General features: G+C 52.3%; 15 protein-coding genes. 10 read left to right on the top strand and 5 right to left on the bottom strand.

Going from position 1 to position 16,805, the window contains the following annotated elements; translation table 11 throughout:
* Positions 1-134: 134 nt before the first annotated feature.
* The 4 genes from ACO2Q8_RS07140 (at position 135) to nuoK (ending at position 4,839) form a co-directional block, all read left to right on the top strand.
* A complete protein-coding gene (locus ACO2Q8_RS07140) occupies positions 135-2,558 on the top strand; it encodes an alpha-ketoacid dehydrogenase subunit alpha/beta (RefSeq protein ID WP_423344090.1) in 2,424 nt (807 codons plus the stop codon).
* A gap of 75 nt (positions 2,559-2,633) precedes the next feature.
* On the top strand, positions 2,634-3,986 hold the full coding sequence (locus ACO2Q8_RS07135) for a 4Fe-4S binding protein (protein WP_423344089.1): 1,353 nt from the start codon (positions 2,634-2,636) through the stop codon (positions 3,984-3,986).
* A gap of 12 nt (positions 3,987-3,998) precedes the next feature.
* Positions 3,999-4,526, top strand: coding sequence for an NADH-quinone oxidoreductase subunit J (locus ACO2Q8_RS07130; protein WP_423344088.1), 528 nt, complete (start codon positions 3,999-4,001; stop codon positions 4,524-4,526).
* 4 nt (positions 4,527-4,530) lie between these two features.
* Positions 4,531-4,839, top strand: a complete 309-nt coding sequence (gene nuoK, locus ACO2Q8_RS07125) for an NADH-quinone oxidoreductase subunit NuoK (protein ID WP_423344087.1) — start codon at positions 4,531-4,533, stop codon at positions 4,837-4,839.
* A 62-nt stretch (positions 4,840-4,901) separates the two neighbouring features.
* On the opposite strand, the gene ACO2Q8_RS07120 is transcribed toward nuoK, so the two are convergent.
* The 5 genes from ACO2Q8_RS07120 to ACO2Q8_RS07100 form a co-directional block, all read right to left on the bottom strand.
* Complete coding sequence (locus ACO2Q8_RS07120; RefSeq protein WP_423344086.1) at positions 4,902-6,284, bottom strand: MBL fold metallo-hydrolase; 1,383 nt, start codon at positions 6,282-6,284, stop codon at positions 4,902-4,904.
* Positions 6,281-7,078, bottom strand: a complete 798-nt coding sequence (locus ACO2Q8_RS07115; protein WP_423344085.1) for a sulfite exporter TauE/SafE family protein — start codon at positions 7,076-7,078, stop codon at positions 6,281-6,283. Before ACO2Q8_RS07115 ends, ACO2Q8_RS07120 begins: the two co-directional genes overlap by 4 nt.
* Positions 7,079-7,206: 128 nt before the next feature.
* Complete coding sequence (locus tag ACO2Q8_RS07110) at positions 7,207-8,694, bottom strand: amino acid permease (RefSeq protein ID WP_423344084.1); 1,488 nt, start codon at positions 8,692-8,694, stop codon at positions 7,207-7,209.
* A gap of 206 nt (positions 8,695-8,900) precedes the next feature.
* The gene (secDF, locus tag ACO2Q8_RS07105) at positions 8,901-11,906 is read right to left on the bottom strand and encodes a protein translocase subunit SecDF (RefSeq protein ID WP_423344083.1); all 3,006 of its coding nucleotides are present in this window, start codon (positions 11,904-11,906) and stop codon (positions 8,901-8,903) included.
* Between the two features lie 144 nt (positions 11,907-12,050).
* On the bottom strand, positions 12,051-12,431 hold the full coding sequence (locus ACO2Q8_RS07100; RefSeq protein WP_423344082.1) for a hypothetical protein: 381 nt from the start codon (positions 12,429-12,431) through the stop codon (positions 12,051-12,053).
* 124 nt (positions 12,432-12,555) lie between these two features.
* On the opposite strand from ACO2Q8_RS07100, the gene nadC reads away from it, so the two are divergent.
* From nadC to ACO2Q8_RS07070, 6 genes are all read left to right on the top strand, one after another.
* Complete coding sequence (nadC, locus tag ACO2Q8_RS07095; protein WP_423344081.1) at positions 12,556-13,389, top strand: carboxylating nicotinate-nucleotide diphosphorylase; 834 nt, start codon at positions 12,556-12,558, stop codon at positions 13,387-13,389.
* 2 nt (positions 13,390-13,391) lie between these two features.
* Positions 13,392-13,739 carry a nucleotidyltransferase domain-containing protein gene (locus ACO2Q8_RS07090; protein WP_423344080.1) on the top strand — a complete coding sequence of 116 codons (348 nt, stop codon included), beginning with the start codon at positions 13,392-13,394 and terminating at the stop codon, positions 13,737-13,739.
* On the top strand, positions 13,691-14,122 hold the full coding sequence (locus ACO2Q8_RS07085) for a nucleotidyltransferase substrate binding protein (RefSeq protein ID WP_423344079.1): 432 nt from the start codon (positions 13,691-13,693) through the stop codon (positions 14,120-14,122). The genes ACO2Q8_RS07090 and ACO2Q8_RS07085 overlap by 49 nt, the downstream gene beginning before the upstream one ends.
* Positions 14,123-14,236: 114 nt before the next feature.
* Positions 14,237-15,160: a quinolinate synthase NadA gene (nadA, locus tag ACO2Q8_RS07080; protein WP_423344147.1), complete on the top strand. Its 924-nt coding sequence runs from the start codon at positions 14,237-14,239 to the stop codon at positions 15,158-15,160.
* A 12-nt stretch (positions 15,161-15,172) separates the two neighbouring features.
* On the top strand, positions 15,173-15,379 hold the full coding sequence (locus ACO2Q8_RS07075) for a DUF2281 domain-containing protein (protein ID WP_423344078.1): 207 nt from the start codon (positions 15,173-15,175) through the stop codon (positions 15,377-15,379).
* 79 nt (positions 15,380-15,458) lie between these two features.
* Positions 15,459-16,805: an AAA family ATPase gene (locus ACO2Q8_RS07070; protein WP_423344077.1), complete on the top strand. Its 1,347-nt coding sequence runs from the start codon at positions 15,459-15,461 to the stop codon at positions 16,803-16,805.

The raw sequence follows: 16,805 nt of genomic DNA, 5'->3' as shown, positions 1-16,805 counted from the left end.
TTTTTACTCCGATCGCCGGAGTTTCTTTGTTTGTTCAAGGATCGTTCGTTTTCGATATCTTTCTGACTTACAAACGAAACCGTTGAACAGGCAATGAATCGAGTAAACAAAACCTCTAAAACTGTGGCTGTTCTGTGATTGCAAACGAACCATTAAATAGAACCGGTACACTGACGCAGGAAAAAATCCTGCAGGACTATCGACTGGCCTGCGAAAGCCGGTCGGCCAGCCTGTTGGGCCGACGTGAGGTGATGGGGGGGCGCGCCAAGTTCGGCATTTTCGGTGACGGCAAGGAACTGGCCCAGCTAGCAGCCGCTTACGCTTTTCAACCCGGTGACTTTCGCTCCGGTTACTACCGCGACCAGACGTTTGTAGCCGCCCTCGGTGAACTAACCTGGAACGAGTTTTTTGCCCAACTTTACGCCCATACCGACCTCGAAGCCGATCCCAATTCAGCGGGTCGTCAGATGAACGGCCATTATGCCACCCGCTGGCTTGACGACAACGGACGGTGGCGCAACCAAACCGAACTTTACAACTCCGTAGGTGACATTGCCCCGACGGCAGGCCAGATTCCCAGATCGATCGGGCTGGCCTACGCATCGCGGCTGTATCGTCAGAACCCCCATCTACATCTTTTGACGACGTTCTCCCGAAATGGTAACGAAATTATTTTCGGAACCATCGGCGATTCGTCAACGTCCCAGGGAATGTTCTGGGAAACCATGAATGCGGCCGGGGTTTTGCAGGTCCCGCTGCTGATGTCGGTTTGGGATGATGGCTACGGGATTTCGGTTCCCGTTGAATACCAGACCACCAAAGCCAGTATTTCGAAAGCACTCGCCGGTTTACAGCGCACCGATACCGAAAAAGGCATCGAAATCCTTACAGTACGGGGCTGGGATTATCCGGCCCTGATCGAAACGTATCAGAAAGCTGCCCGGATTTGCCGGGAAGAACACGTTCCGGTTTTGGTCCATGTGCAGGAAGTGACGCAGCCACAGGGCCACTCCACCTCCGGTTCGCACGAACGTTATAAATCACCCGAGCGCCTGGAATGGGAACGCCAGCACGACTGCAACCGGCAATTCCGGCAATGGATTCTGGAAAATGGCTATGCTTCGGACGACGACCTGGACGCCATTGAGCGGGAAGCGTCGAAAACGGCCAAAACCGCCCGGCAGGAAGCCTGGAGTGCCTACCTCGATTCGCTCAAAGGTGATTATGACGAGACCATGTCACTGCTGAAACAGGCCGCTGAAACCGCCCGCGAAGGTCGGTTTATTAACCAAATTCGGGAACAACTACGCACCACTTACACCCCCATTCGCCGGGATGCCGTGGCCGCCGTAAAACGCGCTTTGCGGTATTTACGAACCGACGAATCGGAGGCCAAACAGGGTTTGCTGGCGTGGCTGAACCGCACCTCTGCCGAGAATGAAGAACGCTATAGCTCCCATCTTTACAGCCAATCGCCGGATTCACCGCTGAAAGTTACCCCCGTACCGGCCCGCTATGTCGAAGATAGCCCGCTGATCGACGGCTACCAGCTCATGCAGCGGTATTTCGACAGCCTGTTCAGCCGCGACCCGCGTGTGGTAGCGCTGGGTGAAGATGTGGGCTTCATCGGCGATGTGAACCAGGGTTTTGCCGGTTTACAGGAAAAATACGGCGACCTGCGCATTACCGATACCGGGATTCGTGAGACGACCATCGTCGGGCAGGGCATCGGATTGGCCATGCGCGGCCTGAAGCCGATTGTTGAAATTCAATACTTTGACTATATTTATTACGCCCTGGCGACGCTGACCGACGACCTGGCTACCCTTCATTACCGCACCAAAGGCGGGCAAAAAGCACCGGTCATCATTCGGACCCGGGGCCACCGGCTGGAAGGCATCTGGCACTCTGGTTCGCCAATGAGCGCGATGATCAACAGCCTGCGCGGGTTACACATTCTGGTGCCCCGCAACATGACCCAGGCGACCGGTTTTTACAACACCCTCATCAAAGGCGACGACCCCGCACTGCTGGTTGAATGCCTGAACGGCTACCGGCTGAAAGAACGACTGCCGGAAAATCTGGATGAGTTCTGCCTGCCCCTGGGCGTACCCGACGTGCTGCGCGAAGGCACTGATATTACGATTGTGACGTACGGTTCCATGTGCCGGATCGTCCTCGAAGCTGCCGATCAACTCACGCAGTTCGACATTCAGGCCGAAGTGATCGATGTGCAGACCTTGCTGCCCTTCGACCTCTCCCATTCCATTGTGGAATCCGTTAAAAAAACAAACCGGGTGTTGTTTGCCGACGAAGACTTTCCGGGTGGCGGCTCGGCCTACATGATGCAGCAGGTTGTGGAAGGTCAGAATGCCTATCGTTACCTCGATTCGGCCCCGCGCACCCTGACGGCCAAAGCCCACCGCCCTGCTTATGGTTCGGACGGCGATTATTTCTCCAAACCGAGTGTTGAAGATGTGTTCGATGCGGTGTATGAAATCATGAATGAATCAAATCCGACCCGCTTCCCGAAATTATATGGAGAGAAAAGAGGTTAGACAAGAGAGGAAAGACCTATTTCGGTGAGAGAACCGCTCTTTGTCTTTCCTCTCCTGTCTATCTTCTGTTAAAAAATGAATCAGTATTTCAACGATATAAAGGAAGGCATCCAAACGACGTTGACGGGACTAAAGCTTACGTTCCGGCATTTGTGGGGTGCCCGCCAGAGCCGAAAACCGATCAACGTCCAGCAGGCCGACTACTTTGGGCAGGACACCGGTATCGTCACACTTCAGTACCCCTTCGAAACCATTCCGTTGCCCGACAACGGGCGCTACCGGCTGCACAATGAAATGGACGACTGCATCGTCTGCGATAAGTGCGCCAAGGTTTGCCCGGTCGACTGCATCACCATCGACGCTATCAAGGCCACGGAAGAAGTCGGCAAAGCTTCCGACGGATCGCCCATCCGGCTGTATGCGGGTAAGTTTGACATCGATATGGCCAAGTGCTGCTACTGCGGCCTCTGCACGACCGTCTGCCCCACCGAGTGCCTGACGATGACGAAGACCTACGACTTCAGCGAATATGAGTTGGGCAACATGACCTACCATTACGCGAATCTCTCGCCCGACCAGGCCGACGAAAAACGGCGGCTGTACGAGCAGTTCGTTCGCGAAAAAGAAGAGTTGAAAGCCCAGCAGGCGGCTGCTAAAGCGGCTCCGGCCACAGCACCGGAAGCGCCCAAAAAACCGGTTTTCCGCCCCGGCATGAAACCGGCATCCAAACCGATCGAGCCGCAAACAGCCGATGCGTCGATACTGCCACCAACTTCGGCGGAACCCGCCGAAAACAACCCGGTTTCTGAGACTCCGGTCCCCAAACCGCGTCCGGTTTTCCGGCCGACGCAGAAACCACCAGCCAGCCAGCCAACCAACAAAGAAAAACCGCTGACGGAACAGAATTCGGCGGGTTCGGCAGCCGAACATCCGCTGACGGACGTGCCCCCCGACAAAGCCGAGAAAATTGCGATGGAAGGCCTGGAAAAATCGGTGGAAGCGCCCAAACCGCGCCCGGTTTTTCGGCCTACCCTAAAACCGAAAACCGCGCCCCCTGCCGAGGAGACGAAATCGAGTCCTTCGGAGCAACCCGTTGCGGAAGAACCAAAACCGGCCACGGCCAAACCGGCCTTCCGACCCACAATGAAGCCCAAAGGGACTCCATCATTGGAAGATCCCAAGCCAACGGAACCCACGGCATCAGAGCCAGTCGAAGCGCCTAAACCCGCTCCTCCCAAGCCAGCTTTTCGGCCTACCATGCGGCCTAAAACCGCTCCACCGACGGATGAGACAGAGCCCGTGGAACCGGCTGCTGAAATACCGGTTGCTCCGGAAACAATGCCCGAAGCGCCTAAACCTCGTCCGGCGTTCCGGCCTACGATGAAACCCAAGACTCCGCCCCCGGGCGAATCAGAAGCATCCAACTAATCAGCGAAATCCGTGGTCCAGGTTGTTTTTTATTTGTTCATTCTCTTCACCCTCGGATCGGCCCTGGCCGTTTTGCTCACGAAAAATGTGCTGTACGCAGCCTTTTTCCTCTTGCTGACCTTACTCGGTATGGCGGGTTTGTTCGTGCTGGCGGGGGCAGATTTTCTGGCCGTTTCACAGATCATGATTTATGTCGGCGGGGTGCTGGTGCTGATTATTTTCGGCGTGATGCTGACGCACAAATCGCAAACCGCCCCGACCGACTTTACGCAACCGAACCACATTCTGACTCAGAACCGGGGCTGGTTCTGGGCATTGCTGGTGGCCGGGGGCATTTTCTGCGTGTTGTACAGCGCGCTGGTTCGGGCGAATTTTGTCCTGCTCCAGCCGGGCGAACCGGTATACCGCCCGACCGTCGATACGATTGGTCGGCAACTGATGACGGAATACCTGATCCCGTTTGAAATCGCGGGGGTTTTACTGCTGGCTGCGCTGATTGGTGCTACGACCATTGCGGCTGCGGTCCGAAAAAAAGGATAAACGAATGGAAATCAACACCGGTATTTTTCTGCTTGTCGGAGCCGCCCTGTTCAGCATCGGGCTGGCGATTGTATTGCTCAAGCGCCACGCCATCATGGTGTTGATGGGCATTGAATTGATGCTGAACGCGGTCAACCTGAACCTGATTGCCTTTAGTCAGAATGACCCGATTCGGTTGCAGGGGCAGTTGTTCAGCCTGTTCGTGATGATTGTGGCAGCCGCCGAAGCCGCCATTGCGCTGGCGATCATCCTGCAGGTCTACCGGCATTTCAACACCGTGCAGCTCGATGAACTCAACGAGTTGAAGAAATAGTACCGCCGGACTTTAGTCCGGCTGAGTTTGTTCTATCCAACTGGTATATAAACTCAACCGGACTAAAGTCCGGCGGTACTTACCTCGCCGGTTTTTTTAATAGCCGCGATACCACCTTCTACGTTGATCAGGTTGTCGAAACCGCGTGCTTTCAGGATGGAAGCCGCTACCATCGAGCGGTAGCCCCCGGCGCAGTGGACAAAAACCGGTTTGGTTTTGCTGATTTCCGCCATGTGGTCGTTCAGGTTGTCGAGCGGAAAATTGTCCGCATCGTTGACGTGTTCGGTCGCAAATTCGTCGGGTCGGCGCACATCCACCACCTGGCCTTGTGTGTACTGTCTGGCAAATTCTTCCGCCGAAATCGACGGCACGGTGTCTACTTCTTTCCCGGCTTGCTGCCAGGCCGCAAAACCGCCCTCCAGGTAGCCAATACTATGGTCGTAGCCTACCCGGGCGAGCCGCAGTACGGTTTCTTTTTCCTGCCCCAACGGCGTCACTAAGGCAATCGGCTGTTTCAGATCCGGAATCAATGCCCCGACCCAGGGCGCAAACTGGCCATTTAAGCCAATATTAATGGAATTAGGAATGAAACCTTTCGCAAATTCGGCAGCCTCGCGTACGTCGAGCAACAGCGCCCCGGTTTCGTTCACGGCGGCTTCGAAAGCGGCCGGCGAAAGCGCCTGTTGTCCGCGCGCCATCACCTGATCGATAGCTTCGTAGCCTTCTTTGTTCAACCGGGCATTTTCGGCAAAATAGGCAGGCGCTTTGGTAAGTCCACTCAAAACAGCCTCGATAAATTCTTCTTTGGATTTCGTTTGCAACGCGTAGTTGAACCGCTTCTGGTTGCCCAGCGTATCGGTCGTCTCCTTGCTCATGTTCTTGCCGCAGGCCGAACCGGCACCGTGGGCCGGATACACGATCACATCATCTTCCAGCGGCATGATTTTGTGATGCAGGCTCTCGTAGAGCATTCCGGCCAGGTCGTGTTCGGTCAGATTGCCTTTGATGGCCAGATCCGGACGGCCTACGTCGCCGATGAACAGCGTATCGCCCGTGAAAATGGCGTGGTTTCTCCCGTTGGCGTCAATGAGCAGGTAGGTCGTCGATTCCAGCGTATGACCGGGTGTATGCAGTACTTTGATGGTCAGTTTCCCCAGCTTAAATTCCTCTCCATCCTGCGCGTGGTGGGCGTCGAAACTGGTTTGCGCGTTGGGGCCGTACACGATGGTGGCCCCGGTTTTTTTTGCCAGATCCAAATGCCCCGACACAAAATCGGCGTGGAAATGGGTTTCAAAAACATACTTGATCCGGGCGCTGTTGCGTTCAGCTTTTTTCAGATACGGCGCGGTTTCGCGCAGAGGGTCGATCACGGCCGCTTCGCCTTCACTTTCGAGGTAATAGGCTCCTTGAGCCAGACATCCCGTATATAATTGCTCGATGATCATGATTTTATAAGTTCGTTGATCAACATATACACCGCCACGGCCAGCACCAGGCCACCGAAGCCACGTTTTAACTGGGCAGGCGGAACAAACCGTGCGAGATAAATACCGAGTATGATTCCACTGACCGAAAAGGCTGTAAATTCAATCAGAAACCGCCAATCGAGATCCGTGCGGTGCAGGTCGCCCGAAAAACCCACGAACGAATTGACGGCAATGATCAGCACCGAGGTCGCCACGGCCCGGTGCATGGGCAAACCGGCCAGCAACACCAGCATCGGCACAATCAGGAACCCACCCCCGGCCCCGATAGTTCCCGTCAGCAAGCCAACGCCCAGGCCGTCAAGGGCCAGCAACCCGAAGCGGGGCCGAACGGTCTCCGGCTGTTCCAGAACCGGTTGGCGAAGCATGGCCTGAGCCGCCATGATCATCACAAAGGCAAAAAAATACAAAATAGCTTCGTTGCGGGGCAGCGCCCAGGAACCAATCTGAAGCAACGGATCGGGCAGGGCCGGAACCAGAAACCGCCGGGACAGAAAAACCGACAGAAACGACGGAATGGCAAAAGCGGCCGTAACTGTAAAGTCAATCTGTTTTTTGACCGCATAGCCGATGGAACCCACCAGCGAAGTCGTTCCGACCACAAACAACGAATAAGCCGTCGCTAAAACCGGGGGAATCTGAAACAGGTAAACGAAAATCGGTACGGTCAGGATCGAACCGCCCCCACCCGCCAGCCCGATTACCAGTCCGGCCACAATAGCCGCTACATAGCCGATCAGTTCTGCGCTCTCCATACCTCCGATTGCCAAATCTTTTTGCAAAGAAAAGGCTCGAAACGAGAAACTCCTAAACCCGGTAGAGTTTAGGAGTTTTACTACGGTCTGATGACCCCAATTGAAAGTATACGTCAACCTTAAACGAATTAACCACGCAACTTGCTATGGTACCGTCCGTATACGAAATAAATCAACAGACCAATACCCATCCAGATAATCAGCCGCGTCCAGTTTTCCCAACCCAAGCTCAAAATCATCGACAGGCAGACGAGGGCCCCAATCGGACACACAATCAAATACAGCGGGGTTTTGAACGGCCGGGGCAGGTGCGGGTCGGTTTTCCGAAGAATCATGATGCCAATACAGACGAGTACGAAGGCAAACAGTGTTCCGATGCTGGTCATATCGCCCACGACGCTATCCGGAATGAAAGCGGCAAACAGCGAAACAAAGACAAAGAATACCCATTGTGACCGGTATGGTGTTTTGTAAGTCGGGTGCAGTTTCGAGAAAATAGCCGGCACCAGACCGTCTTTGCTCATGGTGTAAAATACGCGGGTCTGGCCCAGCAACATCACCAGAATCACCGACGAAAAACCGGCCAGAATAGCCACTGTCACCATGGAAGCCAGCCATTCATAGCCGGGCATGTAGGTATTGATAGCATACACTACCGAGGCTTCTCCGCCGTGTCCCATGAATTCTTTGTAAGGGGCCAGCCCCGTCAGCACGTGGGAAAACAGAATGTACAAACCAGTACAGATCGCGAGCGATACCAGAATCCCAACGGGCATGTCTTTCTGCGGATTCTTGGCTTCCTGCGCGGCTGTCGAGACGGCATCAAAACCGATGAAGGCAAAGAACACAATCCCGGCTCCCCGCAGAACGCCGAGCCAGCCGTGGTTGAGCGGATCGGAGTAATCGTGAACCTGGCCGGTGCTGAGCCGGGCCGTTCCGGCATCGGCCGGAATCAAGTACGGTACGTGGTTGGCCGGGTTGATGTATTTCCAGGCGCAACCGATGATCAGTAGCACAATGCTGACCTTGACGATAACGATAAAGTTGTTAAACGCGGCTGACTCCTGCGTGCCCCGAATCAGCAATAAGCTCAACATCAACAGGATAAAAACCGCAGGCAGGTTGATGAGTCCCCGCACCCCTGCTTCTCCGGCGTACATGCCCAATCCATCGCTGATTTGAAACGGCGAGTGACACCATCGGTAGGGTATGTGAAACTGGAAAAAGTCGTAGAGAAGCGCGTTCAGGTACTGCGACCAGCCGATGGAAACCGTAGCGGCTCCCAGGGCGTATTCCAGCACCAGATCCCAGCCAATGATCCAGGCGATAAACTCGCCCATCGTGGTATAACTGTAGGTGTAGGCACTTCCGGCAATCGGGATCATCGACGCAAACTCAGCATAGCACAAACCCGCCAGCGCACAGGCAAAAGCTGCAATCGCGAACGAAATCGTAACCCCCGGCCCGGCATGCCCACCGGCTGCGGCCGCTGTCCGGACAAACAGACCGGCCCCGATGATGGCGCCGATCCCCAACGCCACGAGGTTCGTTGCTGTCAGGGTTCGTTTTAAGGTACCACCTTCATGACCAGTCGGATCGGCCTCCGTTTCGGCCATGAGTTTTGAGATCGATTTCTTCGCCCAGAGTGAACTTTGTGTTTGTGTCGATGATTTGGTAGACTCCATAGAGGCCCGAATAAAATTTTTCGAAATAAATGTTTTGCAAAATAACGCTTTTGGTGCCTTAGTCAATAAAAGGAAAGCGAAAAATAAAAAAGGGATAAAGACGGTTTTGCCTTTATCCCTTTTCCTGTTTGTTTGCCTTACGCCTTGGCGCGGGCAGCTTTGCCAGGGGCCGGTGTTTCCGGCGTAGCGGTAACCTCGTTAAGCTGGTCACGACTCAGGGCATCGACTACAATCGGCGTTGCCACAAACAGCGATGAGTACGTCCCGACGATCACCCCGATCAGCATCGCGAACGAGAAGCCCCGGATGGTTTCGCCCCCGAAGATGAACAGAACAATCAGTACCAGCATCGTCGAAAGACCGGTGACGGCGGTCCGGCTGAGGGTACTGTTCAAGGCGTTGTTGATCACAACCGGGATACTTTCTTTTCGGCCTTTCGAATCGTTCAGGTACTCCCGCACGCGGTCAAAAACGACGACAGTGTCGTTCATCGAGTACCCCATGATGGTCAGCAAAGCGCCGACAAAAGCCTGGTCGATATCGAGCGAGAACGGCAGGAAACCGTTGCCAATTGAGAAAATCGCCAGGATGATCAGCACGTCGTGGAACAAGGCCACCACCGCACCGTAGCCGAAGGCTAGTTTCTTAAACCGGATCAAAATATAGCAGAACACCACCGCCACGGCCAGCAAAATCGACCAGAGGGCGGAGTAAATTAGGTCATTGGCAATCGTCGGGCCTACTTTCTGCGAGCTTTCGATACTGCCTTTATTACCCTGAATTTTGGCAATACCGGCCAGCAACTTCGATTCAGCTTCTTTGTCGGAGTCCGGCGTCGTCGCATCGGCCAGATAGCTGGTCGTTACCCGAACCTGGTTACCCCCGCCAACACCCGTACCGCCGTAGGTTTTTACTTCCAGCGAACCCGGCAGTTCATTTTCCAGCGAACTGCGAACGTCTTCGGTACTAACGCTTTTTTCAAACCGAACGACGTACGAACGCCCGCCTTTGAAGTCAACGCCCAGACCGAAGCCCTTAACGATCACGGAGATAATCCCCAAAGCGATCACAACCGACGAAATCGTATAATACAACCGACGGCGCGATACAAAGTCAAATGCCGAGTCTTTGAAAAGATTTTTCGACCAGCTCGTGCCAAATGCCAGCGTCTTGCCATTTTTTACGTATTGCTCCAGAATGATCCGGGTAATGAAAATGGCCGCAAACAGCGAGGTCAGGATACCGATGACGAGCGTCGTGGCAAAACCGAGAATCAGACCCGTTCCGAAGATGAACAGAATGACACCAGTTAACAGCGTCGTCACGTTCGAGTCGATGATCGACGAATAAGCATTCGTAAAACCGTCGGCAATGGCCTGTTTGAACGGCTTACCGAGCGCCAGTTCCTCCTTGATCCGTTCGAAAATCAACACGTTGGCATCAACAGCCATCCCGATCGTTAACACGATACCGGCAATACCGGGCATGGTCAAAACTGCACCCAGCGAGGCCATGATTCCCAGCAGGAAAAACAGGTTGACAAACAGGGCCAGGTCGGCAATGAAACCGGCGCGCCCGTAGTAGGCTACCACGAAAACCAGGACAATCGCCAGACCAACCAGCGAGGAAATAACTCCGGCATTAACCGCTTCGGAACCCAGCGTGGCCCCGACAACGGCTTCTTCCACGATGTTCGTCGGCGCTGGCAACTTCCCGGCTTTCAGGATGTTGGCCATGTCTTTGGTTTCTTCCACCGTGAAGTTACCCGAGATGCTGGAGCTACCGTTCGGAATTTCGTTCTGAACCGTCGGTGCCGTGTACACCAGGTTATCGAGAATGATGGCGACGGGCCGGTTGATGTTGGCGGCCGTCAGCGCACGCCATTTGCGGGCACCTTCGGCGTTCATACGCATGGTTACTTCCGGACGGCCGCGATCGTCGTAGTCGTTCGTGGCATCCACAATGACATCGCCTTCCAGGGGTGCTTTACCCGCCGGTTTGCGGATGAAATACAACGGCAGAATTTCCTTGTTGTCATTGGTGACGATCGCTTTCCGATCCCAGAGCAATTCGGCATCGACCGGGAATAGGGCTTTCACAGCCGGACGGCCCAGAATGTCGTTGGCGCGGGCGGTATCTTTCAGGTAAACGCCCAGTTGATTCTGCGAAATCGGCACAAACAGGCTCGTCAAAGCGGCATTTTGCGCGGCCGTGGCCGAAGTATCGGTTTTTGCCGTATCCCCTTTGGCGGGTTGATTTTTCTGCGCCAACTGAGCCGCCAGCGAGTTGTCTTTTTGGGTCGTATCGGTCGAAGCCGTGGCCGTCGTGCTGCCCGGTTTTTGCGCAGCCGCCTGTTTGCGTTCAGCTTCCAGTTGAACCAGGTACGCACCGAGTTGATCCAGCCCACCGGCTACGTCGTTCAGCGTATAAACTTCAGCAAACTCCAGCTTGGCCGCACCCGACAGCAGTCGGCGAACCCGCTCGGGATTGTCGACGCCCGGCAATTCAATCAGAATCCGGCCTGAACCCGGCAGCCGCTGGATGTTCGGGTTGGCAACCCCAAACTTATCGACCCGCGCCTGAATGATCTGGAACGCCCGGCTGATGGAACCGTCGACCTCATCGTTGATCAGTTTCCGAACTTCGGCATCCGACGACTGGAAGTTGATTTTACCCCGATTGGCACTGTTGGCAAAGATCGTCGCCAGTTTGGTGTTCGGCGCAATGTCTTTGTAGGCATCAATAAAAAGATCCACAAAGCTCGACTGGCTTGATTTCTGGGCTTCAACCGCCTTTTTCAACGCCTGCTCAAATTTGGGGTCACGCGTGCCACCGGCCAGGCCTCGCAGGATCTCGGCGGGCGAAACTTCCAGCACAACGTGCATACCGCCCTGTAAATCAAGACCAAGGCCCAGTTCGCGGGCGGTTACTTCTTCCAGCGTGTTGCCCAGGTAAACCGGCTCTTTCCAGAGCGAATCCAGGTAACGCTGTTTTTTGCCGTAATCGATGCTCCCATCGGCCAAGGTAGCGTAGTTGGTCGCGTCCTGCTTGATGCTGTTCGACACGAAGGTGAATGACAGGTAGTAAATGCACAGCAGCGCAATTACCCCCGTCAGAATGAGTATTCCGACTCGGTTTTGCATTGGTAATTGTAAGAATAAAGAGAAAAGATGTGAGACAATAGAAAAGAATCGCAGCGTGAGCAGATAAGAGAGAGTGTCTGAAACCGTGTAAGCAGCGGTTTTGTCTTTTATCTCTTGTCTAACTTCTCACCTCTGCAACAGCAATCAGGGCGCATTAATGGCAATATGATGCCCGAAAACGTAGCGAAAAAACGAAAAATAAAAGTAGGGAATTTCAAAAAAACGTGGAATTACCGTCTGTTTCAAGACAAAAAACAGCACGGGCGGTGGCAGCAGGTAAACCGGTTGCGAGAAACCAAACGTCAGTGCAGGTGTGACGACGGCATCGAACGAAGCCGCCTGAACGGTAGCCTGCTGCGTATCCTTCGCTTTTTTCTCGTTTTTAGCCGCTGATTGAACTGTTTGCTTCGCCGGTAGTTGTTCAACAGACAACCACGACAAGCCACCGGATGCTACCAGCAGGAGCAACCCGGTCAGAAAGAGGCTCATCAAACGAATCAAGTCTTTGGGTTGTTGTTGCTTCATAACTTTGTAAAGCGACTCGCCGGAACGAGGGGAACAAATTTCGCAATAGTTCGGCAAGAAAGCAAATTGCTTTTTTTAAGGCATTTTTCAAGAAGTCTACTAACTTTCGCCGAAATACGTGACAATGACATTACTGGAATTCATACAATTGGCCTTAGCCGAGGATGTTGGCGATGGCGATCACACCTCCCTTGCAACCATTCCGGCTGACGCCCAGCGTCGGGCAAGGCTTCTCGTCAAACAGGATGGTATTCTGGCTGGTGTTGAGGTAGCCGAAGCGGTTTTTCGGGAAGTAGACCCGGATTTGGCCGTCCACGTTAACATCCCGGATGGTTCAGCTATTCATTACGGCGACATCGTACTGACGGTCAGCGGCCGGGCGCAGTCGATTCTGAAAGCCGAGCGGCTCGTGCTCAATTGCATGCAACGCATGAGCGGGATTGCCACCCACACCCGGACGATGGTGAACCTGCTGGAAGGCACCCACACGAAATTGCTCGACACGCGCAAGACGACGCCCAATTTTCGGATTTGCGAAAAAATGGCGGTCAAAATCGGGGGCGCAATCAACCACCGCTTTGGTCTGTTCGACATGATTCTGATCAAAGACAACCACATCGACTACGCGGGGGGTATTACGGCTGCCGTTACCAAAGCCATTGAGTACCTGAAAACCACCGGCCGGTCGTTACCGATTGAGGTGGAAGTCCGAAACCGGCAGGAAGTAGAGGAAGTGTTGAGCCTGGACCACATTGACCGGATGTTGCTCGATAATTTCGAACCGGCGGAGTTGAAGGAGGTAGTCGCGTTGATCGGCGGGCGCATCGTTACGGAAGCCTCCGGCGGCATTGACGAAACCAACCTGCGGGCCTACGCCGAAACCGGGGTCGATTACATCTCGTCCGGCGCCCTGACCCACCAGGTTAAAAGCCTGGACATGAGCTTAAAAGCTTACTGATGATGAAAACAGTTGTTGAACGGCAGCAAGAAGCCCTGGCGTATTGTCGGGAGGTGCTATTGAGATTCCTCGACACCACCCGATTCGGTTTTTTCCTGTTTGGAAGCCAGGCTACCGGCAAAGCACGTCGCCGTTCAGACATCGACATCGGCATTATTGGTCCGGAACCCGTCAATCCGGCGCTGTTGAATCAGTTACAGGAAATTTTTGACGAAAGCGATTTACTGTACAAGGTTGATTTGATCGATTTTTTTCAAATCCGGGACCCTGATTTTAAACGTATTGCCTCACAATCCGTACAATGGTGGAACAACCCAGCGAACCTCTCCGCAGAAAAGTTGCGGAATTAAAACGCGCCGTTGATGGCTTTGAGCAGGTCGTGCAGTATGACTACAGCGGGCGAAACGCCATCGAACTGGACATTTATAAAAACGCCTGTATCCAGAAATTTGAATATTGTACCGAATTAGGCTGGAAAACGGTAAAACGAATTCTGGACGAACAGGGTGGCGAATCACCCGCAGCGCCAAAATTGGTTTATCGGCATTATTTTCTGAATTTTTTCAGTGACGAAGAATTGACCGAAGCCCTGTTTCAAACCATCAACGACCGAAATCTGTTGAGTCACGTTTACAAAGAGTCGGTCTTCGATGAGGTGTATGACCGCTTACCCAAGCATTTATCTACCTTGAAACAACTGGTTTCGATGGTTCAAAAAGCGCTTGGCGAATAATTTTGCGTTTGAATTTGTTTACTCACTATGGCAACGATTCCACTGACATTAGACGAAGAGATCCGGCAGATTGGCTACATCAGCCGCTCGACGCCGAAAGATAAACAGGTATTGATGGACGAAATCCGGCGGATGAAAAAAGAGAAAAACGCCGTGATTCTGGCCCACTACTACGTTGATTCCGACATTCAGGACCTGGCCGACTACATCGGCGACAGCCTGGGGTTGTCGCAGCAGGCTGCCGCCACCGACGCCGAGATGATCGTGTTCTGCGGGGTGCATTTCATGGGCGAAACCGCCAAGATTCTCTCGCCCGACAAGAAAGTGGTCATCCCGGACATGAACGCCGGTTGCTCGCTGGCCGATTCGGCCCCGGCGGACGAATTTGCGGCTTTCAAGGCGAAGTACCCGGATCACCTCGTGATCAGCTACATCAACTGCTCGGCGGAAATCAAAGCCTTGTCGGACATCATCTGTACGTCGTCCAACGCCGTGAAGATTGTCGAAAGCCTGCCGAAGGACCAGAAGATCATCTTTGCGCCGGATGCCAACCTGGGGCGGTTTGTGGCGAAGAAAACCGGTCGGGATTTGGTGCTCTGGGATGGTGCCTGCATCGTCCACATCGACATTTCGCAGGAAAAACTGACGGCCCTGCGGCAAAAATACCCGAACGCCAAGTTCATCGCCCATCCCGAATGCCAGGAACACATTCTGAGCCAGGCCGACTACGTGGGCTCCACGACGGCTTTGCTGAAATACGTCGTCGACCAGCCCGACGAGGTGTTCATTGTCGGCACCGAAGCCGGGATTCTGCACAAGATGAAGCAGGCCGTTCCGAACAAGAAAATCATTCCGGCCCCGGCCAGCGAAAACAACACCTGCGCCTGCTCCGAGTGCCCGTACATGAAAATGAACACGCTCGAAAAGTTGTACAATACGTTGTATTACGAAAAACCGGAAATTTTTGTCCCGGAAGACATTCGGGTCAAAGCCGAAGCCTCGGTACTGCGGATGCTGGAGATGAGCAAGGGGTTGTAAAACCGCACCGTCATGGAACTGACCGTACAAGTCGGCTTTGAGGAGTTACTTCAAGCCGTTGAAAAGTTGTCGCCTGAGGAAAAGAAAGCGTTGCAGGTCGTATTGGCTACGGAAACGTTAAAGGAGAGGCCGGAACCGGCTATAGAACGGAAGTTAGGTACCATGAAAGGCCTTGTTACGTATATGGCCGATGACTTTGACGCGCCTTTAGATGATTAAATAATGAACTAAAATTACATTATTTAATGTAAGATTCGTCATTAACTTGTTGCTAAAATCCTCTGTAGCTCCAATAGTTATGCTAATAAATAGCGATAAAACAGCAGTATATTTCAGATCCCTTTATATAAGAGATATAAAGGGATTTTCAGGGAATTTTGAGATTAGTTTTAAGGACAAATTTGAAAAACCAGCTCAATGGACTGTTTTGTTAGGAAATAATAATACTGGCAAAACAACAACGCTTAGAATATTAGGAGCTATCTCATACGCAGAAGTTTTATCAGAATATACTAATAAATATCGCAACATATTCAAGAAGTCTTATATAAATAAAAAAAAACAAGAAGCGGTGGAATCACAGGACTTCTTCAATTGGCTAATCACTAATAAGGAAAGACCTATGATTGGCCCAAATCTATTTTTCCCATTTTATGATTATAGCTTTTTTATAAACCGTGTAAAAAACAAATACAAAATCATTGACTTAGATGATTTTAATAAAAGAGGTATTAAACCAGAATCAATATTTAGATATGATGTTTTAAATGAATACCGAGATGATTTAATTATATACGGTTATGGCATAAATAGAAAAACATCTGAAGCAAGTATTCTAGATTTTAAGTCAAAGCATCCTACTGCTAACCTATTTAGAGGAACAGAGTTGTTAAATTTTGAAGAATGGCTTTTACAAACAGATTATGCAACTAAAGTAGGGGTGGAAGCAAATCGTAAAAAAGCTGAAATCCAATTAAAGAGACTTAAATCTCTTCTTGTAAGTAAAATATTTCCAGACATAAAAAACATTAGAGTTAACTCCACGGAAAATCTTCAATCTTTTATTGAAATTAATGTTGGATCTAACTGGATTAGATTTAAAGATCTAGGTTATGGATATCAGGCAACTATGGCTTGGCTTGCTGATTTAGCCAAACGAATGTTTGACCGCTATCCAGACTTAGAAAATCCGCTTCATGGCCCAGCCATCGTTTTAATTGATGAGATAGATTTGCACCTCCATCCGGAATGGCAACGAAAAATCATCAAATACCTCAGTGATTTATTTCCGAATACGCAGTTTATCGTAACCGCTCACAGTCCGCTTATTGTCCAGTCGGCAGAGAATGTCAATTTGGTCATGTTGGAAAAAGATGAAGCAACGGGCAGCATTAACATTCGCCAGCAGTTTGGCTCCTTTCAGGGCTGGACGGTCGAAGAGATTCTAAGGGAATTGATGGACTTGGGTGAAAAAACCCGGTCGGATCGTTACCTGGAATTAATGCGGCAATTCGAAGATGCTTTGCTGGCAGAGAATTACGCTGGTGCAAAAACCGCTTACGATGAACTGGACAAAATCCTCTCTCCTTCCAGTCACCAACGGAAGGTGTTACAAATTCAAATGTCGTCTCTGATTCCTGCCTAA

Source organism: Larkinella sp. VNQ87, from assembly GCF_049445795.1.
Classification (GTDB): domain Bacteria; phylum Bacteroidota; class Bacteroidia; order Cytophagales; family Spirosomataceae; genus Larkinella.
This window is presented reverse-complemented; position numbering and strand designations above follow the sequence as displayed.